Source organism: Klebsiella sp. K5-306 (assembly GCF_051835185.1).
Classification (GTDB): domain Bacteria; phylum Pseudomonadota; class Gammaproteobacteria; order Enterobacterales; family Enterobacteriaceae; genus Klebsiella; species Klebsiella oxytoca.
On sequence record NZ_JAIFJY010000002.1, the window covers coordinates 259,371 to 279,285 of the forward strand.

The window sequence follows — 19,915 nt, forward strand, 5'->3', positions numbered from 1 at the left end:
CCGTTAATGGCCGTTAACGATACTGAGTCGTGGCGCTTTGTTCCCGGCCAGTTCCTTCGCAATGGCGTCAATATCTTCTGCCGGAACGCCTTCAGGAAAGCGACTGACCAGCTGCGCGTAGTGTTCCGGGAACCAGTTATGGCCAGCCGCCGTCAGGCGCTCACGCAGCAATTTAGCCGCCTCAACATGGGATAACGGACGCTGCTCGATGCGCGGGCCTCGAACCTGACTTTCCTGGCCGCGTTTTGGCAGGTAGGTCGGGTGATCGTCGCGCTCAATATCGAGATATGGGTTGAAACGCCCCCCGAACGGCAGGGCTTTGCCTTTTCTCGCAGCCTCGGTTTCTTCCTTACTGGCCGTGCCGAAGACGTGCTGCTCAACTTCATTAAGATGCTGCTGGGCAACGGTCTGGGGCAGCGGTTTGAAGCTCTCACCAATAACCGGGGCATCAACAGCAAAGCCGTGTTCGTCTTTCTGCACCTCGTCAACCAGGAAGAACGATTTCAGCCCGTCCTCGCCGGTCATCACGACCTGAGCCTGATCGTCACGGTAGAGGTTGCGGGCTACCATCACGCGGTCATTCACACAGACACCCGGCACAGCGGAAACGTCGTACTGCCGCCCCCGGAAACGTACCCGGACAAAGCTGTCCACCTTACAGCTGACCGGCGCTGACACCGCGGCTTCCCGGCAGACCTCAACAGAGGGGGCCTTGACCAGCTGTTCTTCGGTGATCAGCAACCATTTATCCGTGCGGGCCATGCCGTAACGGCTGTGAATGGCCGTGCGGTTGAACTTCATCCGCCACAGACGCGCCAGGCGGTTCAGTTCGTCGATGCTTTCCACCCGGCAGAAGCGCAGGCCGTGTTCGAAATCCCGTTCCAGAATGTCACGTGCCTTTTCCACCGAGCCGGTGGCCCGGGCATTGCGGGCTTTGTGTGCAATCAGCCTGATACCCAGCGCCTGGCACAGGTTGCCCATCGTGGGAGACTTCAGGGCTGCGCCGGGGTCGGTGAACAGCACCTTCGGTACTCCGTGCAGCACGTCAGCGCCGCCGCGTTCCTGCATCATATTGATGAGCACCGAGGTGAAGTTCTCGGTGGTTTCGCCACCGAACCGGTACTCCAGGTAGATCCACCCGGTGGTGTGGTCGGTTCCTTCAAAAGACCAGACGCGGTCATTGACGACTTTGGCCACGTTGGCAGGTTTATTTTTGTTGAACTCTTTCTCATCCATGATGCGCAGTCCGGTATCACCTTTAACCCCTTTGGCCGGGTTCTTGAGGTAATAAAGCACGCAGATAGACGCATCCAGCTGCCAGACGTGGTTCGGGTGGCGGCTGGCCAGCTGCACTGCCGGAGCCGGTGCCCGCAGCTGGTCAGGGTGCAGGCGGTACTGGCGCAGGGCGCGGATAATGGCGCTGGCCGACAGCGGCACAATCTCACCGGTGGTCTCATCAAGCCTGCCGCTGACGATCAGACCGTTATCGCGCAGGCTGTTGATGGCTTTTTCCACGCTGAGGGTACGTTTGCCCGTCCCGCGAATGGTTTCCATCAGAGTGCCGGAAATGGTCATCGCCTCCTCGCGGGTCAGCGCGGAATCACCAGCATCAGAGCGTTGTTTTCTCGGCTTCTGCAGGCGGACGGCATTCAGTTTTTTGAGCAATGTCGCACGTGACATACACAATTCCTCGCAGGCGGCCTGATACACCGCTTCTTTGTTGCCATGACCGGCAGCACTGGCCGCTTCGGCAATGGCGACGAGTCGCTGAGTAAGGACTGGATTCATCACTGCCCCCTCAGATACTGGTCGTGGACTCAGTATTTTTGCGTAACGCCGCCGCCCGAATAATCTGGTCGATGCGTTCCCATTCTTCGGATGTCAACGTGGGAAAACTAATTTGGACGATTTGTTTGATTGCCAGCTCGTTCAGTCTTTCACCACCACTTTTAATCCGCTCGATGATCTGCAGGTTGTTAGCTACAGTCTTGTCTTCTCGTCTGACCTGCTCGGCAAAGATCTGGTTAGTTGCCTCAATCTGAGCCCACCTTTCATCCAGAACGCGCTCCTGATGCCCACGCTGGATCTGGCGAATTTTTCCCTTCAGCAGACGTTCCATCGCCGCCATGAAGGGTCTGGTATCTTCAGCAGTTACGATCAGCTGCAGCTGGCTGTCGCGAGTGGTGATGGTGAAACCGTTGGCCATATCGGGTACATGGCGGCACAGGGCAGCGCCCAGCGCTTCAGGTGAATCAATAACATCCGTCGTTTTACGCATTGTTTTCATCCTCTTGCTGTGCTTCTTTTACCCAGTCCGGTATCACGCTGGTCTCGCGGGCTTCCGGCAGGCTGAATTCCTGACGCAGCTCTTCAAACTGCGCCTGAAGGTCATCAAGCAGGCCCGCCATCATGCCGGTATGGTTGATGCCGGTGCGTTCGGTGTGCTCGGTCAGCGCGTTGAAACCGCTTTTAAGGTCAAAGAATGCGCTGAGAACCCCGCTTTTAAAGCCAGTGACTTCCGTCTCAAGCGCCACGCCTTCTTCGTCCGGTGTTTCAGTGGTGGTGCGGCGAACCAGGCGGGATTTCAGCTCCTCTTTTTCATTGCGCATCGTGCCGAGTTCTTCTTTTTTCTCGGCCAGCATCTGGCGACTGATTTCAAGGTCGGTCTTCAGCTCTTCCTTCTCGCGGGCATGTTTGGAAATCATCTCTTCGGCCAGCTCAAGCAGCGCGGTTTTGTCGCCTTCTTTGGCCACTTCGATCAGGGCGCTTTTCTGGTCTTCCGGCAGGCGACGGAACTGGCGCAGCTCGCGGTAGCCGATGCCCATGCGGGACATGGATTCCAGGGCTTCTTCGCCGAAGGCGGTAAGATTGGCAATATCTCTGTCTACTTGATCAACAGACCTGCCCAGCAAGCCGCAAAACTCTTCCCAAGTTCCAGATAGTTTTTCCGCACCGTGCGGATTTTTTGCATCCTTTAAATTCCGGTACAGCTTGTTTTCCTTAACAAAAGCCAGTTTAGAAGTCCGCACCGTGCGGGAAAAATCTTCGAAAGCACCCGCCATCTGAGCCTGACCCAGTAGCTGGTTCAGCAGGTCACGTTCGTCATTCATCTGGCTGCTGACCGTGGCTATCAGGTTCTGGGTGGCCTCAAGTTCTGGATTTAACGCGACGTCCGGTATTAGTTCAGCAGGTTGCGATTTGGTACGTGCCATTTGTGTCTTTCCTTAATTAGTGGCTACCAGAGACGATGCGCTGGTTCATCTCATCAATGCGGCCCTGAGCGCGAGCCATTTCATTGCTGTGAGCAAGGGCAATTTGCAGAAGCTGAACGCTCAGAGCGAAACGACCATTGTCCAGCTTCTGGGCCAATCCTTCTTCAATAAGGGTATTGAGGGCGCGGTTGATATTGGCCGGTGATTCGTCCAGTGCTTTAGCAAGCTCGCTGTTGGAGCGGCCTGTTAGTGAGGCACCTTTAAGCGCCTTGAGCACCCGCAGGATGCGACCACCGGATGTGGATGTGATTACCTTGTTCATGTCACATACCTCTTTTCTATATACGAAACACTGTTACACTTATTGCAGGTATTTCAGGCTGCAACGTTGCCGGATTTGAGGCCCAACTTGACGGCGATCTCGTGCGATTTACCGTAGTTGGCTTTGGTCTGGCCGTTGAGAACCCTGTAGACCTCGTTCCGGGAGTAGCCATGCTCTTCAGCCCACTGGGTGAAAGTGACCCCTCGCTGGCGAAAGAGTGCTTTGACTTGTTCTGCAGTCATCGTTGTCCCCTTTATTGATGCAATGATGTTTGCCTTATGTGTGTTAGATTATTGCTCATTATTTTGAGCATATCAATGTCGAGATTCATTTTTATGAGCATTTCTGTGGGTGAGAGAGTGATTTCTATTCGAAAACAAGCTGGATTAAACCAGCGTGATTTTGCCGCTCGCCTGGGGATATCCAATGGAGGCATTAGCCAAATTGAAAATGGTAAAGCTATGCCTGGCGGAGATTTCCTCCTACGGATACATCAGGAGTTCGGCGTTGATATAACATGGTTGCTCACAGGAGTGAGCAATGATCATTCTGTAAAGGAGGTGCAGGTGATGTCTCCAGAAAAAAAAGAGTTACTGGATGCATTCGATGGGATGACACCAGAGCAACGGAGGGCGATTCTTGAGGTCGGTAAAGGGCTTGCACAACCAAAACCAAGCAAGTTCGCAAGCTAGTAATGAGAGTTTGGGAAAAGTAATGTGGTGAGCATTGCTGACTATCTGAAAAATAAAACGTCACCCGATAGTAATAATTGAGCGACGGGGATGTCTTTGGGGCTGATTTGCCCCACTAGCACAGCAAAGTAAGGAATAAATATGCGTTATCTCTGGGGTAGTGCAGTTGCTTTGGTTTTAGTGACTGGGTGTTCAACAAAGAATTATGGTCGACAAGGTGAACTTACTCAGTATGAGAAGGAGACTATGTCTTGCCGTGAAATAGAGTTAGAGGAAGCCAAAGTTCATGGTTTTCTGCAACATGTTGATAAAGAAAGTCAGTTCGATGGTCGTTCAGTTCTTTCCTTTTTGGGTGATTTTGGCATCGGCAATACTATGGAAAAAAATAGTGCTCTTGAGAGTGCAAACACCCGACTGTCACAACTGCAACTACTTAGGGTAAAAAATGGCTGTACTCCAGGTGTGTCCAAAACGCCCTCAAACACATAGAACGCAGAGTAATTGAACTAGGGTCAGAATGGCCGATATCGGCCATTCTCTTCAGGATATGATTAGAAATTGCAGATAATTAGCTCTCGCTTGAGTTCAGCTTTACCCGTTGTCTGCAGGTTGTAGCGGATATCGACCGTCTGAAGCCGCAGCCCGGCAAAGGTTTCCCTCATTTCCTCGATATCGTTCACCGAAATAACCATTTTCCCGCTGATGGTTCGTGCCAGTTCCGCCATGCGCACATATTCATCTAGCCCAAATTCAACCCCATACCCCTCCGTTTTCAGGTACGGCGGATCACAGTAAAAAAGCGTATGGGGACGGTCATACCGCTTAATGCAGGCAGCCCAGTCCAGATGCTCAATCGTGGTTCTGGAAAGTCGCAGGTGAGCAAGCGACAGTTCCTCTTCGATGCGTAGCAGATTAAGGCGTGGTGCGCTGGTGGTAGTGGTGCCAAAGGTATGATCGGCCACCTTACCGCCAAAAGCCTGTTTCTGCAGGTAGAAGAAGCGGGCCGCCCGTTGAATGTCGGTCAGTGTTTCTTCCGGGGTATCCTTCATCCATCGGTATATCTGGCGACTGACCAGCGCCCATCTGAACTGCCGGACAAACTCATCAAGGTGATGCTTGATCACACGGTAGAGATTGATCAGCTCGCCGTGAATATCATTGATGACCTCAACCTTGCTGGGCTCTTTCATGAAGTACAGCGCCGCTGCGCCACAGAACGGCTCCACGTAGCAGGTGTGTGACGGAAATAACGGAAGAAGGTGTCTGGCCAGGCGGCGTTTACCCCCCATCCACGGTAATACTGGCAAAAACTGAGATTTCATATTCTGTAAGCCTTTTTCATTGAATGAAAATGCAGTAGGCTGAATCTGTCTCGCGAGACGGACTGAGCCATGATGTGACTCACAGGTACATGCTGTGTGTTACTGGCCTGCAGGATGTTTGCGCATCCTGCAGGCCGCTCTTTCTAAAGAGTGCCAATATTTTTTCTTAAACACACAGCAAGAGTCATCTGCCCTTGGGCGGAATACGTTGGGGAGCTGTTAGATGAATGAAAAGGTAGATATACAGGAAGCCTTTGATGCTTTAACAAACAGAGTTTGTGCTCTTGAAGCTGAGCTATTTGCAGTCAGAGCCAGAGACGAGGTGTTGCATGGCTTTCTGACTTGTCAACTGATAGCCCATCCATCACCAGAGAAAATAGAGCGGCTGTGGGAGCACTTTGTAAGTGATGGTCTTGAACAACAGATGATTGCACGTTACGAAAAAAGTGATGCTTTCAAACGTGAGGATATAGTCAAGGCTTTCAAAAAATCCCTAAAGGGAGCCGTTGAGCAGTGGAGCGAACAAGCTAAGGCCGCTAGAGAGCTTAAAGAAGACCAATAGAGGCGTGTTATCAGCTCGGAGTGACAAACAATACCTGATAGGGGAAATTTAAAATGAATGATAAATCAAAACAAAAACCATCTAATGGCAGGCCTCAAAGACCCTCCGGCCCAATAACAGAAAGCCATAAGGACAAGCGACCAACTGACTTTGGCGATATCCGTGATGGTATTGTAATATCGAACACATTCGCTCCACCGGACCCACTTCCAACAAAAGGGGATAAAAATGGAGGAAGCACAAGATAACATCACCAAAAAATGGCATCACTTGCTGTTTGATATCCGTCGTTCTGTAAGATATCACAACCGTCGTCGGGCGTTTTACGACAGGTTAGATCAAGTCAGCAATATGTTATCCGTGATGCTGGGTTCAACAGCCATTTACGGGGTACTCGAACAATCGTGGAAAACCGTGGCACTTGTTGCCCTTGGGTTGGTGACTGGTCTATCAGCTATTAATCTGGTGTTGGGGTCTTCTCAGAGGGCTCGACTTCACTTCGATCTGGCACGTCAATTTGTAGAGATCGAGAAGGCGATGATGAAAACCGAACCCTCGGAGGAAAACATTGCTGAATTCACAGATAAGCGCCTGACCATCGAAATGGATGAGCCACCGGTTCTCCGCGTGTTGGATGCGTTGTGTTATAACGAGCAGCTTCGTGCAATGAACTATCCGAAATCAGAAATGGTAAACATCGGCTGGTTCCAGCGTAAGATGGCTCCTTTTATTGACGTTCACAGCGATCAACTGAAGAAAATAGGTAATACACCTCAACAACAGAATTAACCTTCAGGAAGCCCGATATCTGTCGGGCTTTTTTCTGCCCGGGGGCAAATTACTCTGCACCCCATTCTGACACACACTATCTCCTGATCTATTTAGCCCACGGGCACATTCATCTTCAGGAGTCACCTCATGTCGTTACTTCACAAGGTCCGTCACCAGCGGCTGCGCAACTGGATCATCCTTGCCGTTGCGCTGCTGGCCGCTATCGCCCTCATTTCGCCCGAACAGCTCGGCGTCACGCTGTACAAACTGTCTCTGGTTTCCATCGCTGCCATTCTCGGCTACCACCTTGATCGGGCTCTGTTCCCATATGCCAGCCCGGGTGGGTACCTGGCTAACGACTGGAAAAAGCAAAACACTAGGCAAGTTAGCAAGTTCAGTGGTGTTGAGTATTTCAGTGGACCTGAATATCCCGTCGCAAAAGGCTATGAGCTGATCTTCGCTGTGGTACTGATTCGCCGGGCGCTAATTGTCGCGGCGATCTGCCTCGGCGTGACAATGGGGCTCTGACGATGATCCGACTCGCGCTGTCCCTCATCCTGCTTTGCCTGCTGAGTGGTTGTCACCCGGTCTTTGCGGCCAGCATTCCGGTTGAGGCCCGGCAATACCAGCGCGAGCTGACCCGTAATGCGCGCGTTGTCTGGGGGCTTAATGCCCCTGTATCCACCTTTGCCGCCCAAATCCATCAGGAATCACAGTGGAACGCCCGCGCCCGTTCTCCGGTCGGAGCGCAGGGGCTGGCACAGTTTATGCCTGCCACCGCCAGCTGGATTGCCGGTATTTACCCCGACCAGTTGAAAGACCATCAGCCATACAACCCGTCGTGGGCCATGCGGGCGTTGGTGCGGTACAACCGCTGGCACTGGCAGCGTATCCCGGGTACCGCCAGCGACTGTGACCGCATGGCTTTTGCGCTGTCGGCCTATAACGGCGGTCTGGGCTGGGTCCAGAAAGACCGGAAGCTGGCCACCAGTCGCGGGCTGGATGCCAGTCGTTACTGGAACCAGGTCGAAAAGGTGAATGCGGGCCGGAGCGCAGCCAACTTTCGCGAGAACCGGGGCTATCCCCTGAAAATCATCTACACCTGGCAACCGCGCTATCTGGCGGCGGGCTGGGGACCGGGAGAGTGCCATGACGTCGACTGAGTGGCTGAAAGTGATCGCCCGTTATCTGTTGTGGGCAGCGCTGATACTGGGATCGGTCTGGTTTATCTGGCATCAGGGATACGAACGCGGGGAAGCGGATGTGCGAATTGAGGTTGCGAATCAGAAGACTCAGCAGGCCGCCGACTCCCTGAATCAGTTTATCGACGGGGCCAGGCAACTGACTGCGCAGGCGAATCAGGCCAGCAGCTTACTGGCACAACAAATTAACGCCCGCCAGCAGGCGGATGAAAAATCCACGGAGGCCATTCGTGAGGCTCTCAAAAAGAACGCTGCCAGCCGTGCTGGTTGCAGGTTTGATGCTGACGTCATGCAGGAACTCGCCGGAGCCCGTGAGAGAGCAGCAACAGCCGCTTCCTCGGGTCTTACCCGCGAGGATGACCGTACCATGTCCTCGTCCGGTGTTTCCGGCAAGTAGCAGCATGGACGATCTCGCGGTGGCTCAGAAGCAGTTATATGACCAGTACGGCCTGTGCGCCGGTCAACTGGTTGAAGTCATCAAGTGTGCCCAGGAGGGTAACTGTGGGAATAAATGAACTGAGATTCGACTGGGCATTTTTGCAATGGGCAGTGATGGCGGTGGTCGGTGTCTATACCTGGCTGATTGGTCGCCAGTCCGCCAGTCAGAAGGAATTGCTGGAGCTGCGCACCCGCATCACCACCGTTGAGGCGCAGATTAAATCGGTGCCAACGCAGTCGCAAATCACCGAACTCATCGCAAAACTGAGCCGTACTGAAGCCCAGATGCACGGGATGCAGGAGCAGATAGCGGCCACCTATCGTCGTACTGAGAATATTGAAGCCTATCTGCTGCAGAAGAAATAACGGAGGACCCATGAACTTTGCCAGTTTTTTGCGTGAGGACCAGCGCCTCGTCATGCTGCGTTTTTTATCCGAAATGCCGAGCTATAGCTCCAACAGTTCAGTCATTTACCAGGCACTGACCCGCTATGGCCACGCCCCCAGCCGCGATCAGATTAAATCAGAGCTGCGCTGGCTTGAAGAGCAGGGTCTGGTGACAGTTGAAGATATCGGGACGGTGCTGGTTGCCCGCCTGACCGAACGCGGCGCTGATGTGGCTGCGGGTCGGGCGATTGTGCCTGGCGTGAAGCGTCCCGGCGCGGGGGGCTGATATGGGAAGAAAGTCCACGATTCACCGTCTGGAGCCTGACGTCCGCGCCCATATCGAGCGCCGTCTGCGGGAAGACCGTATGACGCTGGATGAGCTGCTGGCCGATATCAACGAACACTTCCCGGGCGAGGACGCACCCAGCCGCAGTGCGCTGGGTCGCTACAAACAGAACTTTGGCCAGCTGGTTGAGAGGATGCGCCAGCAGGACCAGATGGCCCGCCTGCTGGTCAGTGAGCTGGGTGAGAACCCAGACGAACGCGCCGGTGCCCTGATGGTTCAGGCCGTCACCACGCTCACCACCCACGCCGCCTTTAACGCTCAGCAGGAAGAAGATCCGGATATCGACACGGTGCGCCATCTCGCCCGGGCAGCAAAAGACGTTCTGCAGTCGCGTAAGGCCAGCCTCGATGAGCGCCGCGAGATTGAGCGTGCCGCCCGTGAGCGGCTGCTGCGCGAGCAGGAAGAGAACCTGAAAGAGACGGCCAGAGCGCAGGGGTTAAGCGAAGACCAGGTGCAGTTCTGGCGTGAGCGCGTGCTGGGGATCAAGTGATGAAACCATTAACGTCCACCATCCGTACCGTCGAATGGGACGAACTTCCGGCGCGGGCCAGGGAAATCCCGTTCGGCTTCAACCCGTTTGCCGACGGCGTGCTGATGGCCCACCAGGTCGAATGCCTTAAGTATGACGTCTCTATTCTGGCTATCCCGAAGGGGCGGCGTACCGGTATCACCTTTGCCTGGGGGCTTAACTCGACCCTGATAGCCGGGGCGCAGAAAGCCGCTGGCGGCGACAACGTCTACTACATCGGTGATACCAAAGAGAAAGGGCTGGAATTCATCGGCTACGTGGCCAAGTTCGCCCGCGTCATCGCAGCACAGCAGGCACAGGACGTCTCTGCCATCGAGGAGTTTCTCTTCGAGGACCAGGACGAACAGGGCAACACCCGGATGATTGCGGCCTATCGGGTCCGCTTTGCCAGCGGGTTCCAGGTTGCTGCGCTCTCGTCCAGGCCAGCCAACATCCGTGGTCTGCAGGGCGTGGTGGTTATCGACGAAGCGGCATTCCACCAGGATGTACAGGGCGTACTGGATGCAGCGACGGCACTGCTTATCTGGGGCGGGCGTATCGTTATCATCAGTTCCCATAACGGCAAGAACAACCCGTTCTGTCAGTTCTGTAACGATATTGAAGCGGGCCGCTATGGCAATGACGCCGCCGTATTTACCGTGACCTTTGATGATGCTGTCGCCAATGGCCTTTTTGAGCGGGTCTGCGCGATGAAAGGCGAAGCGGCAACCGTCGAAGGGAAAAAGACCTGGTATAACCGCATCCGTAACGCCTATGGCCCGCGTAAAGCGGCGATGCGCGAGGAGCTGGACGCCATACCGCGTGACGGTAACGGTATCTGTATTCCCGGTGTCTGGATCGAGCGGGCCATGCCGGAGGAACGGCCAGTCATACGTCTCGCGCTTGATGATGACTTTATCCATATGACCGAGGCAGAGCGCGCGTCATGGGGTAATGACTGGATTGACAGGGAGCTGCGCCCGGTGATGGCAGAGACTCTGAACCCGGAGCTGCGTCACGTGTTTGGTATGGACTTCGCCCGCCACCGTCACTTTTCCTCCATCGTACCGATGGCCATCATGCAGAACCTGTGCCGCGATGTCCCGTTCCTGCTGGAGCTGAACAACGTGCCCTCAGCGCTGCAGCAGCAGATTTTGTTCTGGATCATCGAGCATCTTCCCCGCCAGTCAGGCGGCGCGATGGATGCCACCGGGCCGGGGATGGTACTGGCCGAGTATACCGCCGACCGCTATGGTCGCCCGCGTATCGCGGAGATTAGCCTGAACCGCAAGTGGTATGGCTTCTGGATGCCGAAATTCACCGGCCTGTTTGAGGACAGCATGATCATCCTGCCACGCGATGAGAACACCGCACAGGACCTGCGGGCCGTGGAAAACATAGATGGCGTGCCAATGGTCGCCAGTCTGGAGAAAAAAGACCTCAAAGACCCCGAACTGGTGCGTCACGGCGATACGGCCATTGCCGGTTGTCTGGCGAACTATGCCGCCCTGAATCTGGCCACTGAGATAGCGTTTGAGTCCACCGGTGAGCGCGATATTTTCCGCGTGCTGTCAGGCTTCGGCGACAGCAGCAGCGCCGGTGAATTCACAGACACCGGGTTCGGTACCGTGCGTGGCATTAATGACTTTGGAGGATACCTGTGAGTCGCAAAAAACAAAAAAGACAGATGCCATCAAAACCCTCATCCACACCGCGTCCTGAACTGGGGCGCGAGTTTGCCTCGACCGGTGACGGGCGCGATATCACCCGCCCGTGGATTGGTGCGCTGGCATTATCCGATGACAGCGTTCTGCAGCATCGCGGCGCACCTGACCTGAAGATTTACCGCGAGGTACTGAGTGACGATGAGGTCAAGTCAGCCTTCAGCCAGCGGCAGGATGCGCTGATATCCCGTGAGATTAAGGTCGAGGCCGGAGGCGAGCGCCCGGTGGATATCGAGGCCGCAGACGCCATGCGCCAGCAGATAGACGCGCTGGGCTTCGACCGCATCACCCGCCTGATGCACTATGGCGTGTTCTATGGCTATGCGGTGTCAGAGCTGATTTATGGTGTCCGGGATAATTTACTGTGGATTGACGACATTAAGGTCCGCGACCGTCGCCGCTTCCGTTTCAGCCCGAAAGGCGAACTGCGCCTGCTGACCCCACAGAATATGATGGCCGGTGAGCCCTGCGAGGGGCCGTATTTCTGGTCATTTTCCACCGGCGCAGATCATGACGATGAGCCCTATGGTCTGGGACTGGCGCACTGGCTGTACTGGCCGACGTTCTTCAAGCGCAACGATATCAAGTTCTGGCTGATTTTCCTGGATAAGTTCGGAATGCCGACCGTCGCCGGGAAACACCCCGAAGGAGCGACTCAGGAGCAGAAACGTAACCTGCTGGCGCTGACCCGGGCCATTTCGACCGACAGTGGCGTCATTATGCCCGAGGGGATGAGTGTCGAACTGATGTCTGCTGCCCGTTCCGGTGCCGCTGACTATCAGTCGATGTACAACGCGATGAATGAGGCCATCCGCCGCGTGACGGTGGGTCAGATATCCAGCTCAGGTGGCGCGGCAAAAGGTATCGGTGGTAACGAGTCCCTGCAGGACAAGGTGCTGGACTCCATTGTCAAGGCCGATGCGGATGTTATCTGCGAGTCCTGGAACCGGGGGCCGGGGAAATGGTTTACCGATTTTAATTTCCCCGATGCCGCAGTGCCGGTGGTGTCCCGTGTCTTCGAAGAGGCGGAAGACCTGAAAGACCGGGCTGAGCGCGACAAAACCATCAGCGAGACCACCGGCTATCGTCCGACGCTGGCCACCATTAAAGAGACCTATGGTGGCGAGTGGGAGCAGAAGCCTGAACCAGTATCCGTTCCCCGGGGCGCTGCGCCATCGTCATTCGCGGAACATGACCCGGACCATAACGACACGTCCAAACTGATGGCCGGTCGCCTCAATACCGAACTGCGCCCGGTCATGGACGGCTGGATCAATCAGATAAAAGCGCTGGTCGACTCAGCAGAGACCGCCGACGAGCTGCGTGACGGCCTGACGGCGCTGATACCCGATATGTCGCTTGATGACTATGCCCGTATTCTGGGCGAAGCCATGTCCGCTGCCGCCCTGGCAGGACGCAACGATCTGCTGGAGGAAATGAATGGCCGGTAACGTCAGCTATGGCTCGCTGCCGTTCAGCGAGCAGATCGCCTTCTTCCGTCGCAAGTTCAGTACAAAGACCGATGCCTGGACAGACGTCTATGGCTCCGCGCATGACAATGAGTTTATGGTTGCCGGAGCCAGCCGCGATGCCCTGCTGGCAGACCTGCGTACCGCAGTCGAGAAAAGTCTTGACGGTGGTACGCTGGAAACCTTCCGCAAGGACTTTGCGGCCATCGTTGCGCGGTATGGCTGGAGTTATAACGGCGGCTTTGAGTGGCGCTCCCGCACTATTTACGAAACGAACCTGCGCAGCGCTTACATGGCCGGGCGCTACCAGCAGCTGATGGACATGCGCGACACCCATCCGTACTGGGAGTATGTCCACAGCGAGGCAGTGGAGCATCCCCGCCAGGAGCATCTGGGCTGGAACGGTATGGTGCTGCGGGCAGATGACCCCTGGTGGATTTACCATTTCCCGATCAATGCCTGGGGCTGTCAGTGCAGTGTGATTGCCCGCACCGAAGACGACCTGCGACGCATGGGCAAAGACGGCCCGGATACTGCGCCTCCGATTAAATTCATTGCCCGCGTGATTGGCCAGCGCAGCCCGGGTGGCCCGAGGACCGTTATTGTGCCGGAGGGGATTGACCCGGGCTTTGAGCATACCCCGGGCCGCAGCCGGTATTTCAGCGAGGTGCCACCGCCCAGGAGCAGTAACCCGGTCGGCGACGGACCGTTCACCCCGGTGGCGGAAGCGCCAGCCACAGCGGAACCGCTGCCTGCGCCCCGTCCGGCTCCGGTGCCCGAAGGCGATACTGACGCGGTGGACGCCTTCCTGAAGCTGTTTGGCGCGACCGCTGATCACGATGCAGCATTCCAGGACCCGACGGGACAGCGCATTGCCATTGGCAGCGACATGTTCGTGTCACCAGAGGGTAAGGGTCAGATATCCCTGACGCTGGCGCAGGCACTTCAGCTGGCCGAGGCTGTCCGTCACCCCGATGAAATATGGGCGCAGATCGTCTGGTTGCCGGAAGAGCAGCAGTCGCTGGTGAGGCGCTATTACCTGGCACGCCTGCAGCAGGAAGGTGAAGCGGACCCGCTGTCGGTGGTGTTCGCGACCGGGCGCGATGGCTGGGCCGGAAATATTTCAACTGACGATACGCTGCTGCAGTCACTGCGACAGGGTATCAGCCTGTGGTCGCGGGAGGACTGACGATGTCGGGTGTGACGCTGACGTTTGATGCTCAGGATGCGCTGAGCCGACTGTGGGATGCCCGGACCGAAATGATGCGCCCGGCACCGCTGCTGCGTTCAATGGGAGAGCGCCTGCTGGAGTTTCACCAGCAGCGTTTCACGGAGCAGACATCGCCGGAGGGCGTACCGTGGCAGGAGCTGTCGGCCCGGTACCAGAAGCGTAAGCGGAAAAATGCGGACAAGGTTCTCACCCGCGACGGCTATCTGCGGAATACCCTCCGCTGGCAGGTGAATGCCGATGAGCTGCTGTTCGGTACGAACCGGATCTACGGTGCCATTCACCAGTTTGGCGGGACCATCGAAATCGCCGCCCGTAGCCAGCAGGCGTATTACCGGCAGAAGAAAAGCGGCAAGGTTGCCAGCCAGTTCGTCCGAAAGTCGAAATCAAACTACTCACAGTGGCACACCATTCCGGCCTACAAAATCACGATCCCCGCCAGAAAGTGGCTGGGTGTGTCAAAAGCGGAAGGGGAAACCCTTATCGATATGGCAAAAAACTACCTGCAGGGGGCGTTTAACTGATGTCGCCGTCAGACGCCCTGTAACGCGTTCTGGTGGTCGCCTTGCTACGATGACGCAATCCACGCTGGTGACCCGTATTATAATACGTTTTAATACGGTTCCCGGCCCTTTTCCTCCCCTGCGCTGGCCCTCAGTTTTACCTTCCGTCCCGTTTTTATCTGTCCGTGGGCAGATTACCCCCTGAGCACGTTTCGTCATGATGTCGCCATAACCCCTGACAACCAGAATGACGACAGCCATGACGACGAGCACAGCTAAAGCAACACTTGCGGTTTTTGCCCCCGGCACCCACACCGCGATGGATGGACGGACCATCACGTTCACCCCTGAAGACTGCATTGATCTGGCCAACAGCTACGACCCTTTAGTATCGGAAGCACCATTTGTCATCGGCCACCCGAGCCTGACCGCTCCGGCGTATGGCTGGGCGGAACGCCTTGAGTACCGTGATGGCATCGTCTATGCCGCGCCGCGTCAGGTGAATCCGGCCTTTGCGGAAGCCTTCAACGCGGGCAGCTACAAAAAACGCTCCCTCTCTATTTATCAGCCTGACAGCCCCGGCAACCCGAAACCCGGTCATTTCTATGCCCGGCACGTGGGTTTTCTGGGGGCCGTCCCTCCTGGCGTCAAAGGGCTCCCTGATGCGCAGTTCGCAGAGGCCAGCGGCGATAACGGCCCGCTGGAGTTCGCGTTGCCGTGGGAAGCCGACAATCTGGCCAGCCTGTTTCAGTCGATTCGCGACTGGGTGATTCAGGAGACAACCATCGAGCAGGCCGATTCCATCATTCCTCAGTGGCGTATCCAGTCGATTCTGGACTCGGCCACCGATGAACGTAAGTCAATTTCACCACTGGCATATGCCGAGGAGACCAATGTGGACCCGAACAAAAAGACCCCCAGTACGGCGACGGATTTCGCCGAGCGTGAAGCCGCGCTGGCAGCACGTGAAGCCAAACTGGCTGCAGACGAGGAAGTTGTCCGTACCCGACAACTGGAGGAAAAACGCACTGCCACAGTGGCGTTTGCCGATGGTCTGGTTAAGGGCGGTAGCATTCTTCCGCGCCAGAAAACAGCCATTGTCGAAGTGCTGATGAACCTGTCTCAGGAGCCGCTCTCTTTCTCTGAAGGGGAGACGACTATCAGTCAGTCGCCGGAGGCGCTGCTACGCGAGATCCTCAGCACTAAACCTGCCGTCGTGAATTTCAGCGAAAAAACCGGCACGACTGATGATCCTGTCGATTTTGCCGATGCTTCCGCGCTGGCCACTGCCGCACAGAACTATCAGGCAGAGCAGGCTAAACAGGGTCGCACCATCTCCATGACGGACGCCGTTAACCACGTGAAGAAAGGAGCCCAGCAATGAATATTCCGGGTCTGATCACCTGCCATAAGGCAGAAGTGGCACTGGCTGCGCGTCGTATGGTCACGCATGGAACGGTGCCGGACGAAATCACTCTGGCCGTCGATGGCAGCAAGCTGATTATCGGTGTCACCACCCTCGTTGCTGCCAGTGTCGGGGAACCCGCCGATGTGGTTCGCAGCCAGCTGACCCCGGTCATCTATGGTGGTGATGTTGTCGCCGGTGACCCGCTGACGGCTGATGCTGACGGCCGTGCAATTCCGGCTACAGCGGGTCAGTTCTATCTCGGCTTTGCGGAGTATGACGGTGCCGAAGACGATCTCGGCTCTGTCTGGATTGCACCGGGTCAACTGGCCGCTGCTGCAGCCGGTGGCGGTTGACAGCAGCTCCAAGGGTAACAACAGAATTTTTCATCTTATTTTTCCGGAGTAATTCAGAATGGCCAAAGCACCGTTTCCGATTGACCCCCACCTGACGGCGATTGCCATCGGGTACCGTAACCTCTCCCTCATTGCCGACAGCGTGTTACCGCGAGTGCCGGTGGGGAAAGCCGAGTTTAAATGGTGGAAGTTCGATCTCGGTCAGGGCTTCACCGTACCGACCACCACCGTCGGACGGACGTCACAACCCAATCAGATTGAGTTTGATGCAGAGGATGAGACCTCCTCGACCAACGATTACGCCCTTGATGCACCGGTTCCGCAGTCCGATATCGACAATGCTCCGGCCAATTACGATCCGCTGGGCCGTGCGACCGAGCGCGTGTCCGATATCATCATGCTCGACCGCGAAGTTCGCACCAGTAAAGAGGTGTTTAACGCGGCCAATTACCCTGCGGGTAATAAAGAAAACCTGGCTGCTGCTGACCAGTGGGACAACGACGCGAGCAAACCGATTAAGAAAATTGTCACTGCGCTCGACAAGATGATCATGCGCCCGAACGTGGCAGTACTGGGACGCTCTACGGCAACAGCCCTGCGTCAGAACCCGTCGGTCGTGAAAGCCTATAACGGCACACTGGGTGAAGATGGCCTGGTACCGCTGGACTTCCTTCGCGGCCTGCTGGAACTCGACGAAATCGTCGTCGGATCGGCGTTCGTCAATATCGCCCGACCGGGCCAGAAGCCGGTACTGGTGCGTGCCTGGGCGAACCATGCCGCCTTTATCTACCGTAATCTGCTGGCCGATACCCAGGGTGGCGTGACCTTCGGCTTTACTGCGCAGTTTGGCTCCCGTGTCTCCGGCTCCATTCCTGATCCGGACATGGGGATGCGCGGTGGCCAGCGCGTCCGTGTCGGTGAGTCCGTGCGCGAGCTGATTGTGGCTCAGGACTGTGGCTACTTCTTCCAGAATGCCGTATCGGCATAAGCGGAGGCGAGTGATGGCCGTGACCTGGTATATCTCCCTTGCTGAACTGGCTGACCGCCCGGGCGCGGTCGAACTGTCTCAGGTGACTCAGCTTCCGGGTAAGCCTCCGGCCCGACCGGAGCTGCTGGATGCGGTATTGCGTGGGGAAGAGACCACGTCATGGCCTCCTGCTGAAGTGGCGGTGGCCCTTGAGGTGGTGGAGCGCATTGGCGGTGCGGTGGAAGAAGCCCAGAACCTGATTGACGGTTATCTCCGCCAGCGTGGTTACACCCTGCCGCTGGTGAAGGTCCACCCGATCCTGAGCAGCTGGAGCCGCTCCGTTGTGCGCTACAAGCTCCATCAGCATCGTATTTCTGATGAACGGACAGACCCGATTGTCCGTGATTACCGCGATGCGATGAAGCTGATGGAGCAACTGGCCAACGGCAAATTCAGCCTCGGCGCAACCGATACGCAGAAACCCGCTGGCGGTCCGCCGATGGTGGATGGCCCCGGTCGCACGTTCAGCATGGACTCACTGAGGGATTTCGGAAAATGAGCAGCGAACCGTTTTCCATCAGTCTGATCGTCGAGCGCCTGCAGCCACTGACGCCGTCCCCGCTGAGCTTCCTTGGCACCATCGTCGAATACAGCCAGGTAACGGAGTTATCCGGTTTTGCGGTCCCCGGGGCGTATGTGCTGATGGGGCCTGAGCGCGGTGTTCCGGGGAACGGGAGCCGGGCACAGGTTGCCGAGGCGGTCTTCGGCGTGGCCGTTGCCGTGCGCAACTATGGTCAGGGTGCCGACGGTCTGACCCATGAAATCAGCCCGCTGGTCGGTCAGATACGCGACCAGCTGATTGGCTGGGTCCCCGGCAAGCTCGCAACCACCGGTATCCAGTGGCTCAAGGGCGACATTCTGGACTATGACGGCGGTACCCTGCTCTGGATGGATACCTTCCAGGTCAATCATGTTATCGGAGGCAGACGATGCCCGACGTAAAACTCCTGCAGCCGCATACCCATCAGGGTAAGCGCTTTGCAGCCGGTGAAAGCATCACCGTGACCGAAGCCGAAGAAGTCTGGCTCCGGGACCATCAACTTATCGGGGTTGCCACTCCGGTCGTCAGCGACACTCAGGGCAACCGTGGCAAAAGCAAACAACAGGAGCCGGAAGACAATGGCACAGCTTGAAACCTACTACTACGGCCAGGGGAAAGTTTTTCTGGCCCGTCGTCTGGCTAACGGGAAGCCCGGTGCATTCCGCTGGGTTGGCGATGTGTCGGCCTTATCGCTGGCGCTGACGGTTGAGCGTCTTAACCACAAAGAGAGTTATTCCGGACGCCGGGGCACGGTGCGCAGCTTTGTCACCAACCAGGACGGTACGCTGACGTCAACCTGGCACGATCTGGCCCCGGAGAATCTGGCCGTGGTGCTGTACGGTGAGCAGGTTGTGATCCCCGCAGGCACCATCACCGGCGAACTTCTTCCGGCAGGTATTGTGGCGGGTGAACGCTACATTCTGGACCATCAGCGCGTCAGTGACGTGGTTATCGGTACCCTGGTGGAAGGGACCGACTACGAAGTGGATTACACCTACGGGGCGATCACCTTCCTGACCGATCAGGCAACGGCACCGTCCGTGAATTATAAGTATGCAGGTTCGGTCAACACCACGCTGTTCACGCAGCAGCCGGAAGATTTTTACCTGCGTTTCGAGGGGATCAACCTTGCCGAAGGCGGTGCGGCAAAGATTCTGGAGCTTTACAAAATCTCCTTCTCCCCGGCCTCAGCGCTGGCGCTGATTCAGGGCGACACCTCGCTGGCCGGGCTGGAGACCACCTCCACCGTGCTGTACGACAATGCCCGTCCGGACGACCCGACCATCGGTCGCTTTGGCCGCGTCATTGATGTTGCGGAGCCTGTCGCATGAGCAAGCAGAAACCCGCCGATACCGAAGATGAGCTGAGCGTGCTGCTCTCGACCCGCAATATCACCATTGCGGGCCGGGGGCTGGTTATCCGCGAATACACCCTGGTGGATATGCTGCAGTTGGGCGACAAACTGGATGCGCTCACCCACAGTCTGGCGGAGGTCATGCAGACACCGTGGCCCCTGATTGAAGAGATTGAAGCCGTGCTGCGAAAGCATGCCGGTGATATCCCTGAACTCATCGCCTGTTCTGTGGACCAGCCCGTTCAGTGGGTGGCGCTGCTGCCCGCCGGTGAGGGCCAGAGCCTGATTGACTGGTGGTGGACCCAGAACCGCCGTTTTTTTATGAACGCTGTCGTCCGGCTGGAAACCATCAGGGCAACACGGGCGAAATTGTCGGCTTCGGCAGCATCTTCGCAACCCTCATCCGGGCCGGACACGACCCGGGCAGGCTCGGAACCTACACCCTCCGCCAGTTGACGCTGTATTACAGCGAAGCGCTACGGCAACACCGGCAGGCGTGCATTGACCGCGTATTTGACGTCAATGCTGCATTTGCCGGTGGCAATA

General features: G+C 56.6%; 29 protein-coding genes. 23 read left to right on the plus strand and 6 right to left on the minus strand.

Annotated features, from left to right (window positions below; translation table 11 throughout):
* Nucleotides 1-3: 3 nt before the first annotated feature.
* Genes K2184_RS04955 through K2184_RS04975 form a run of 5 tightly spaced genes read right to left on the minus strand, consistent with a single transcriptional unit; the run spans nucleotide 4 to nucleotide 3,776 of the window.
* Nucleotides 4-1,788 (minus strand): DDE-type integrase/transposase/recombinase, encoded by a 1,785-nt coding sequence (locus tag K2184_RS04955; protein WP_032742831.1) that lies wholly within the window; start codon nucleotides 1,786-1,788, stop codon nucleotides 4-6.
* 10 nt (nucleotides 1,789-1,798) lie between these two features.
* Nucleotides 1,799-2,278 (minus strand): hypothetical protein, encoded by a 480-nt coding sequence (locus K2184_RS04960; RefSeq protein ID WP_050597411.1) that lies wholly within the window; start codon nucleotides 2,276-2,278, stop codon nucleotides 1,799-1,801.
* Nucleotides 2,271-3,212, minus strand: a complete 942-nt coding sequence (locus tag K2184_RS04965; RefSeq protein WP_032742832.1) for a hypothetical protein — start codon at nucleotides 3,210-3,212, stop codon at nucleotides 2,271-2,273. Before K2184_RS04965 ends, K2184_RS04960 begins: the two co-directional genes overlap by 8 nt.
* Nucleotides 3,213-3,228: 16 nt before the next feature.
* Nucleotides 3,229-3,534 (minus strand): helix-turn-helix domain-containing protein, encoded by a 306-nt coding sequence (locus K2184_RS04970; protein ID WP_032742833.1) that lies wholly within the window; start codon nucleotides 3,532-3,534, stop codon nucleotides 3,229-3,231.
* A 53-nt stretch (nucleotides 3,535-3,587) separates the two neighbouring features.
* The gene (locus K2184_RS04975; RefSeq protein ID WP_032742834.1) at nucleotides 3,588-3,776 is read right to left on the minus strand and encodes a DNA-binding protein; all 189 of its coding nucleotides are present in this window, start codon (nucleotides 3,774-3,776) and stop codon (nucleotides 3,588-3,590) included.
* A 93-nt stretch (nucleotides 3,777-3,869) separates the two neighbouring features.
* On the opposite strand from K2184_RS04975, the gene K2184_RS04980 reads away from it, so the two are divergent.
* On the plus strand, nucleotides 3,870-4,226 hold the full coding sequence (locus K2184_RS04980; RefSeq protein WP_065810907.1) for a helix-turn-helix domain-containing protein: 357 nt from the start codon (nucleotides 3,870-3,872) through the stop codon (nucleotides 4,224-4,226).
* A 141-nt stretch (nucleotides 4,227-4,367) separates the two neighbouring features.
* Nucleotides 4,368-4,715 (plus strand): hypothetical protein, encoded by a 348-nt coding sequence (locus K2184_RS04985; RefSeq protein ID WP_032742836.1) that lies wholly within the window; start codon nucleotides 4,368-4,370, stop codon nucleotides 4,713-4,715.
* A gap of 62 nt (nucleotides 4,716-4,777) precedes the next feature.
* Here K2184_RS04985 and K2184_RS04990 read toward each other — a convergent pair whose 3' ends face one another.
* Nucleotides 4,778-5,548, minus strand: a complete 771-nt coding sequence (locus tag K2184_RS04990) for a DNA adenine methylase (RefSeq protein ID WP_142473325.1) — start codon at nucleotides 5,546-5,548, stop codon at nucleotides 4,778-4,780.
* A 223-nt stretch (nucleotides 5,549-5,771) separates the two neighbouring features.
* Here K2184_RS04990 and K2184_RS04995 point away from each other — a divergent pair, with 223 nt between their 5' ends.
* The 21 genes from K2184_RS04995 (at nucleotide 5,772) to K2184_RS05095 (ending at nucleotide 19,825) form a co-directional block, all read left to right on the plus strand.
* The gene (locus K2184_RS04995; RefSeq protein ID WP_032742840.1) at nucleotides 5,772-6,110 is read left to right on the plus strand and encodes a hypothetical protein; all 339 of its coding nucleotides are present in this window, start codon (nucleotides 5,772-5,774) and stop codon (nucleotides 6,108-6,110) included.
* Nucleotides 6,111-6,338: 228 nt separating this feature from the next.
* Nucleotides 6,339-6,899 (plus strand): hypothetical protein, encoded by a 561-nt coding sequence (locus K2184_RS05000; protein ID WP_032742842.1) that lies wholly within the window; start codon nucleotides 6,339-6,341, stop codon nucleotides 6,897-6,899.
* A 129-nt stretch (nucleotides 6,900-7,028) separates the two neighbouring features.
* A complete protein-coding gene (locus K2184_RS05005) occupies nucleotides 7,029-7,409 on the plus strand; it encodes a putative holin (RefSeq protein WP_032742844.1) in 381 nt (126 codons plus the stop codon).
* Between the two features lie 2 nt (nucleotides 7,410-7,411).
* Nucleotides 7,412-8,044, plus strand: a complete 633-nt coding sequence (locus K2184_RS05010; RefSeq protein WP_065365725.1) for a transglycosylase SLT domain-containing protein — start codon at nucleotides 7,412-7,414, stop codon at nucleotides 8,042-8,044.
* Nucleotides 8,031-8,480, plus strand: coding sequence for a hypothetical protein (locus tag K2184_RS05015; protein WP_050597413.1), 450 nt, complete (start codon nucleotides 8,031-8,033; stop codon nucleotides 8,478-8,480). Before K2184_RS05010 ends, K2184_RS05015 begins: the two co-directional genes overlap by 14 nt.
* Nucleotides 8,395-8,598, plus strand: coding sequence for a hypothetical protein (locus tag K2184_RS05020; RefSeq protein WP_419144187.1), 204 nt, complete (start codon nucleotides 8,395-8,397; stop codon nucleotides 8,596-8,598). The genes K2184_RS05015 and K2184_RS05020 overlap by 86 nt, the downstream gene beginning before the upstream one ends.
* Nucleotides 8,585-8,887, plus strand: coding sequence for a DUF2730 family protein (locus tag K2184_RS05025; protein ID WP_032742847.1), 303 nt, complete (start codon nucleotides 8,585-8,587; stop codon nucleotides 8,885-8,887). The genes K2184_RS05020 and K2184_RS05025 overlap by 14 nt, the downstream gene beginning before the upstream one ends.
* A 10-nt stretch (nucleotides 8,888-8,897) precedes the next feature.
* Entirely contained in the window at nucleotides 8,898-9,194 is a 297-nt protein-coding gene (locus tag K2184_RS05030; protein ID WP_016808585.1) for a VpaChn25_0724 family phage protein, read from the plus strand.
* 1 nt (nucleotide 9,195) lies between these two features.
* Complete coding sequence (locus tag K2184_RS05035) at nucleotides 9,196-9,744, plus strand: phage protein Gp27 family protein (RefSeq protein WP_032742848.1); 549 nt, start codon at nucleotides 9,196-9,198, stop codon at nucleotides 9,742-9,744.
* Nucleotides 9,744-11,426, plus strand: coding sequence for a hypothetical protein (locus K2184_RS05040; RefSeq protein ID WP_275880911.1), 1,683 nt, complete (start codon nucleotides 9,744-9,746; stop codon nucleotides 11,424-11,426). Before K2184_RS05035 ends, K2184_RS05040 begins: the two co-directional genes overlap by 1 nt.
* Nucleotides 11,423-12,937 carry a DUF935 domain-containing protein gene (locus K2184_RS05045; RefSeq protein WP_275880912.1) on the plus strand — a complete coding sequence of 505 codons (1,515 nt, stop codon included), beginning with the start codon at nucleotides 11,423-11,425 and terminating at the stop codon, nucleotides 12,935-12,937. Before K2184_RS05040 ends, K2184_RS05045 begins: the two co-directional genes overlap by 4 nt.
* Nucleotides 12,927-14,144: a PBECR2 nuclease fold domain-containing protein gene (locus K2184_RS05050; protein ID WP_275880913.1), complete on the plus strand. Its 1,218-nt coding sequence runs from the start codon at nucleotides 12,927-12,929 to the stop codon at nucleotides 14,142-14,144. Before K2184_RS05045 ends, K2184_RS05050 begins: the two co-directional genes overlap by 11 nt.
* 2 nt (nucleotides 14,145-14,146) lie before the next feature.
* Nucleotides 14,147-14,707, plus strand: coding sequence for a phage virion morphogenesis protein (locus K2184_RS05055; RefSeq protein ID WP_016808580.1), 561 nt, complete (start codon nucleotides 14,147-14,149; stop codon nucleotides 14,705-14,707).
* 238 nt (nucleotides 14,708-14,945) lie between these two features.
* Entirely contained in the window at nucleotides 14,946-16,070 is a 1,125-nt protein-coding gene (locus K2184_RS05060; RefSeq protein WP_040223814.1) for a hypothetical protein, read from the plus strand.
* Between the two features lie 56 nt (nucleotides 16,071-16,126).
* Nucleotides 16,127-16,447: a hypothetical protein gene (locus K2184_RS05065; protein WP_275880914.1), complete on the plus strand. Its 321-nt coding sequence runs from the start codon at nucleotides 16,127-16,129 to the stop codon at nucleotides 16,445-16,447.
* A 58-nt stretch (nucleotides 16,448-16,505) separates the two neighbouring features.
* Nucleotides 16,506-17,435 carry a phage capsid protein gene (locus K2184_RS05070; protein WP_016808577.1) on the plus strand — a complete coding sequence of 310 codons (930 nt, stop codon included), beginning with the start codon at nucleotides 16,506-16,508 and terminating at the stop codon, nucleotides 17,433-17,435.
* A gap of 13 nt (nucleotides 17,436-17,448) precedes the next feature.
* On the plus strand, nucleotides 17,449-17,973 hold the full coding sequence (locus tag K2184_RS05075) for a gp436 family protein (RefSeq protein ID WP_064278151.1): 525 nt from the start codon (nucleotides 17,449-17,451) through the stop codon (nucleotides 17,971-17,973).
* A complete protein-coding gene (locus K2184_RS05080; RefSeq protein ID WP_016808575.1) occupies nucleotides 17,970-18,416 on the plus strand; it encodes a phage tail terminator protein in 447 nt (148 codons plus the stop codon). The genes K2184_RS05075 and K2184_RS05080 overlap by 4 nt, the downstream gene beginning before the upstream one ends.
* Nucleotides 18,404-18,607, plus strand: coding sequence for a DUF7210 family protein (locus K2184_RS05085; RefSeq protein WP_016808574.1), 204 nt, complete (start codon nucleotides 18,404-18,406; stop codon nucleotides 18,605-18,607). Before K2184_RS05080 ends, K2184_RS05085 begins: the two co-directional genes overlap by 13 nt.
* Complete coding sequence (locus K2184_RS05090) at nucleotides 18,594-19,346, plus strand: hypothetical protein (protein ID WP_016808573.1); 753 nt, start codon at nucleotides 18,594-18,596, stop codon at nucleotides 19,344-19,346. Before K2184_RS05085 ends, K2184_RS05090 begins: the two co-directional genes overlap by 14 nt.
* The gene (locus K2184_RS05095) at nucleotides 19,343-19,825 is read left to right on the plus strand and encodes a DUF6631 family protein (RefSeq protein WP_016808572.1); all 483 of its coding nucleotides are present in this window, start codon (nucleotides 19,343-19,345) and stop codon (nucleotides 19,823-19,825) included. Before K2184_RS05090 ends, K2184_RS05095 begins: the two co-directional genes overlap by 4 nt.
* The last annotated feature ends 90 nt before the right edge of the window (nucleotides 19,826-19,915 follow it).

What these genes read in the sequence shown, in the direction of transcription:
- K2184_RS05015 (WP_050597413.1), top strand. Translation starts at nt 8,031, where the DNA reads ATGACGTCGACTGAGTGGCTGAAAGTGATCGCCCGTTATCTGTTGTGG.
- K2184_RS04980 (WP_065810907.1), top strand. Translation starts at nt 3,870, where the DNA reads ATGAGCATTTCTGTGGGTGAGAGAGTGATTTCTATTCGAAAACAAGCT.
- K2184_RS05055 (WP_016808580.1), top strand. Translation starts at nt 14,147, where the DNA reads ATGTCGGGTGTGACGCTGACGTTTGATGCTCAGGATGCGCTGAGCCGA.
- K2184_RS05060 (WP_040223814.1), top strand. Translation starts at nt 14,946, where the DNA reads ATGACGACGAGCACAGCTAAAGCAACACTTGCGGTTTTTGCCCCCGGC.
- K2184_RS05095 (WP_016808572.1), top strand. Translation starts at nt 19,343, where the DNA reads ATGAGCAAGCAGAAACCCGCCGATACCGAAGATGAGCTGAGCGTGCTG.
- K2184_RS04965 (WP_032742832.1), bottom strand. Translation starts at nt 3,212, where the DNA reads ATGGCACGTACCAAATCGCAACCTGCTGAACTAATACCGGACGTCGCG.
- K2184_RS05035 (WP_032742848.1), top strand. Translation starts at nt 9,196, where the DNA reads ATGGGAAGAAAGTCCACGATTCACCGTCTGGAGCCTGACGTCCGCGCC.
- K2184_RS05080 (WP_016808575.1), top strand. Translation starts at nt 17,970, where the DNA reads ATGAGCAGCGAACCGTTTTCCATCAGTCTGATCGTCGAGCGCCTGCAG.
- K2184_RS04995 (WP_032742840.1), top strand. Translation starts at nt 5,772, where the DNA reads ATGAATGAAAAGGTAGATATACAGGAAGCCTTTGATGCTTTAACAAAC.
- K2184_RS05010 (WP_065365725.1), top strand. Translation starts at nt 7,412, where the DNA reads ATGATCCGACTCGCGCTGTCCCTCATCCTGCTTTGCCTGCTGAGTGGT.
- K2184_RS04955 (WP_032742831.1), bottom strand. Translation starts at nt 1,788, where the DNA reads ATGAATCCAGTCCTTACTCAGCGACTCGTCGCCATTGCCGAAGCGGCC.
- K2184_RS05065 (WP_275880914.1), top strand. Translation starts at nt 16,127, where the DNA reads ATGGTCACGCATGGAACGGTGCCGGACGAAATCACTCTGGCCGTCGAT.
- K2184_RS05085 (WP_016808574.1), top strand. Translation starts at nt 18,404, where the DNA reads ATGCCCGACGTAAAACTCCTGCAGCCGCATACCCATCAGGGTAAGCGC.
- K2184_RS05070 (WP_016808577.1), top strand. Translation starts at nt 16,506, where the DNA reads ATGGCCAAAGCACCGTTTCCGATTGACCCCCACCTGACGGCGATTGCC.
- K2184_RS04985 (WP_032742836.1), top strand. Translation starts at nt 4,368, where the DNA reads ATGCGTTATCTCTGGGGTAGTGCAGTTGCTTTGGTTTTAGTGACTGGG.
- K2184_RS04990 (WP_142473325.1), bottom strand. Translation starts at nt 5,548, where the DNA reads ATGAAATCTCAGTTTTTGCCAGTATTACCGTGGATGGGGGGTAAACGC.
- K2184_RS05005 (WP_032742844.1), top strand. Translation starts at nt 7,029, where the DNA reads ATGTCGTTACTTCACAAGGTCCGTCACCAGCGGCTGCGCAACTGGATC.
- K2184_RS05040 (WP_275880911.1), top strand. Translation starts at nt 9,744, where the DNA reads ATGAAACCATTAACGTCCACCATCCGTACCGTCGAATGGGACGAACTT.
- K2184_RS05000 (WP_032742842.1), top strand. Translation starts at nt 6,339, where the DNA reads ATGGAGGAAGCACAAGATAACATCACCAAAAAATGGCATCACTTGCTG.
- K2184_RS05050 (WP_275880913.1), top strand. Translation starts at nt 12,927, where the DNA reads ATGGCCGGTAACGTCAGCTATGGCTCGCTGCCGTTCAGCGAGCAGATC.
- K2184_RS05090 (WP_016808573.1), top strand. Translation starts at nt 18,594, where the DNA reads ATGGCACAGCTTGAAACCTACTACTACGGCCAGGGGAAAGTTTTTCTG.
- K2184_RS04970 (WP_032742833.1), bottom strand. Translation starts at nt 3,534, where the DNA reads ATGAACAAGGTAATCACATCCACATCCGGTGGTCGCATCCTGCGGGTG.
- K2184_RS04975 (WP_032742834.1), bottom strand. Translation starts at nt 3,776, where the DNA reads ATGACTGCAGAACAAGTCAAAGCACTCTTTCGCCAGCGAGGGGTCACT.
- K2184_RS05030 (WP_016808585.1), top strand. Translation starts at nt 8,898, where the DNA reads ATGAACTTTGCCAGTTTTTTGCGTGAGGACCAGCGCCTCGTCATGCTG.
- K2184_RS05075 (WP_064278151.1), top strand. Translation starts at nt 17,449, where the DNA reads ATGGCCGTGACCTGGTATATCTCCCTTGCTGAACTGGCTGACCGCCCG.
- K2184_RS04960 (WP_050597411.1), bottom strand. Translation starts at nt 2,278, where the DNA reads ATGCGTAAAACGACGGATGTTATTGATTCACCTGAAGCGCTGGGCGCT.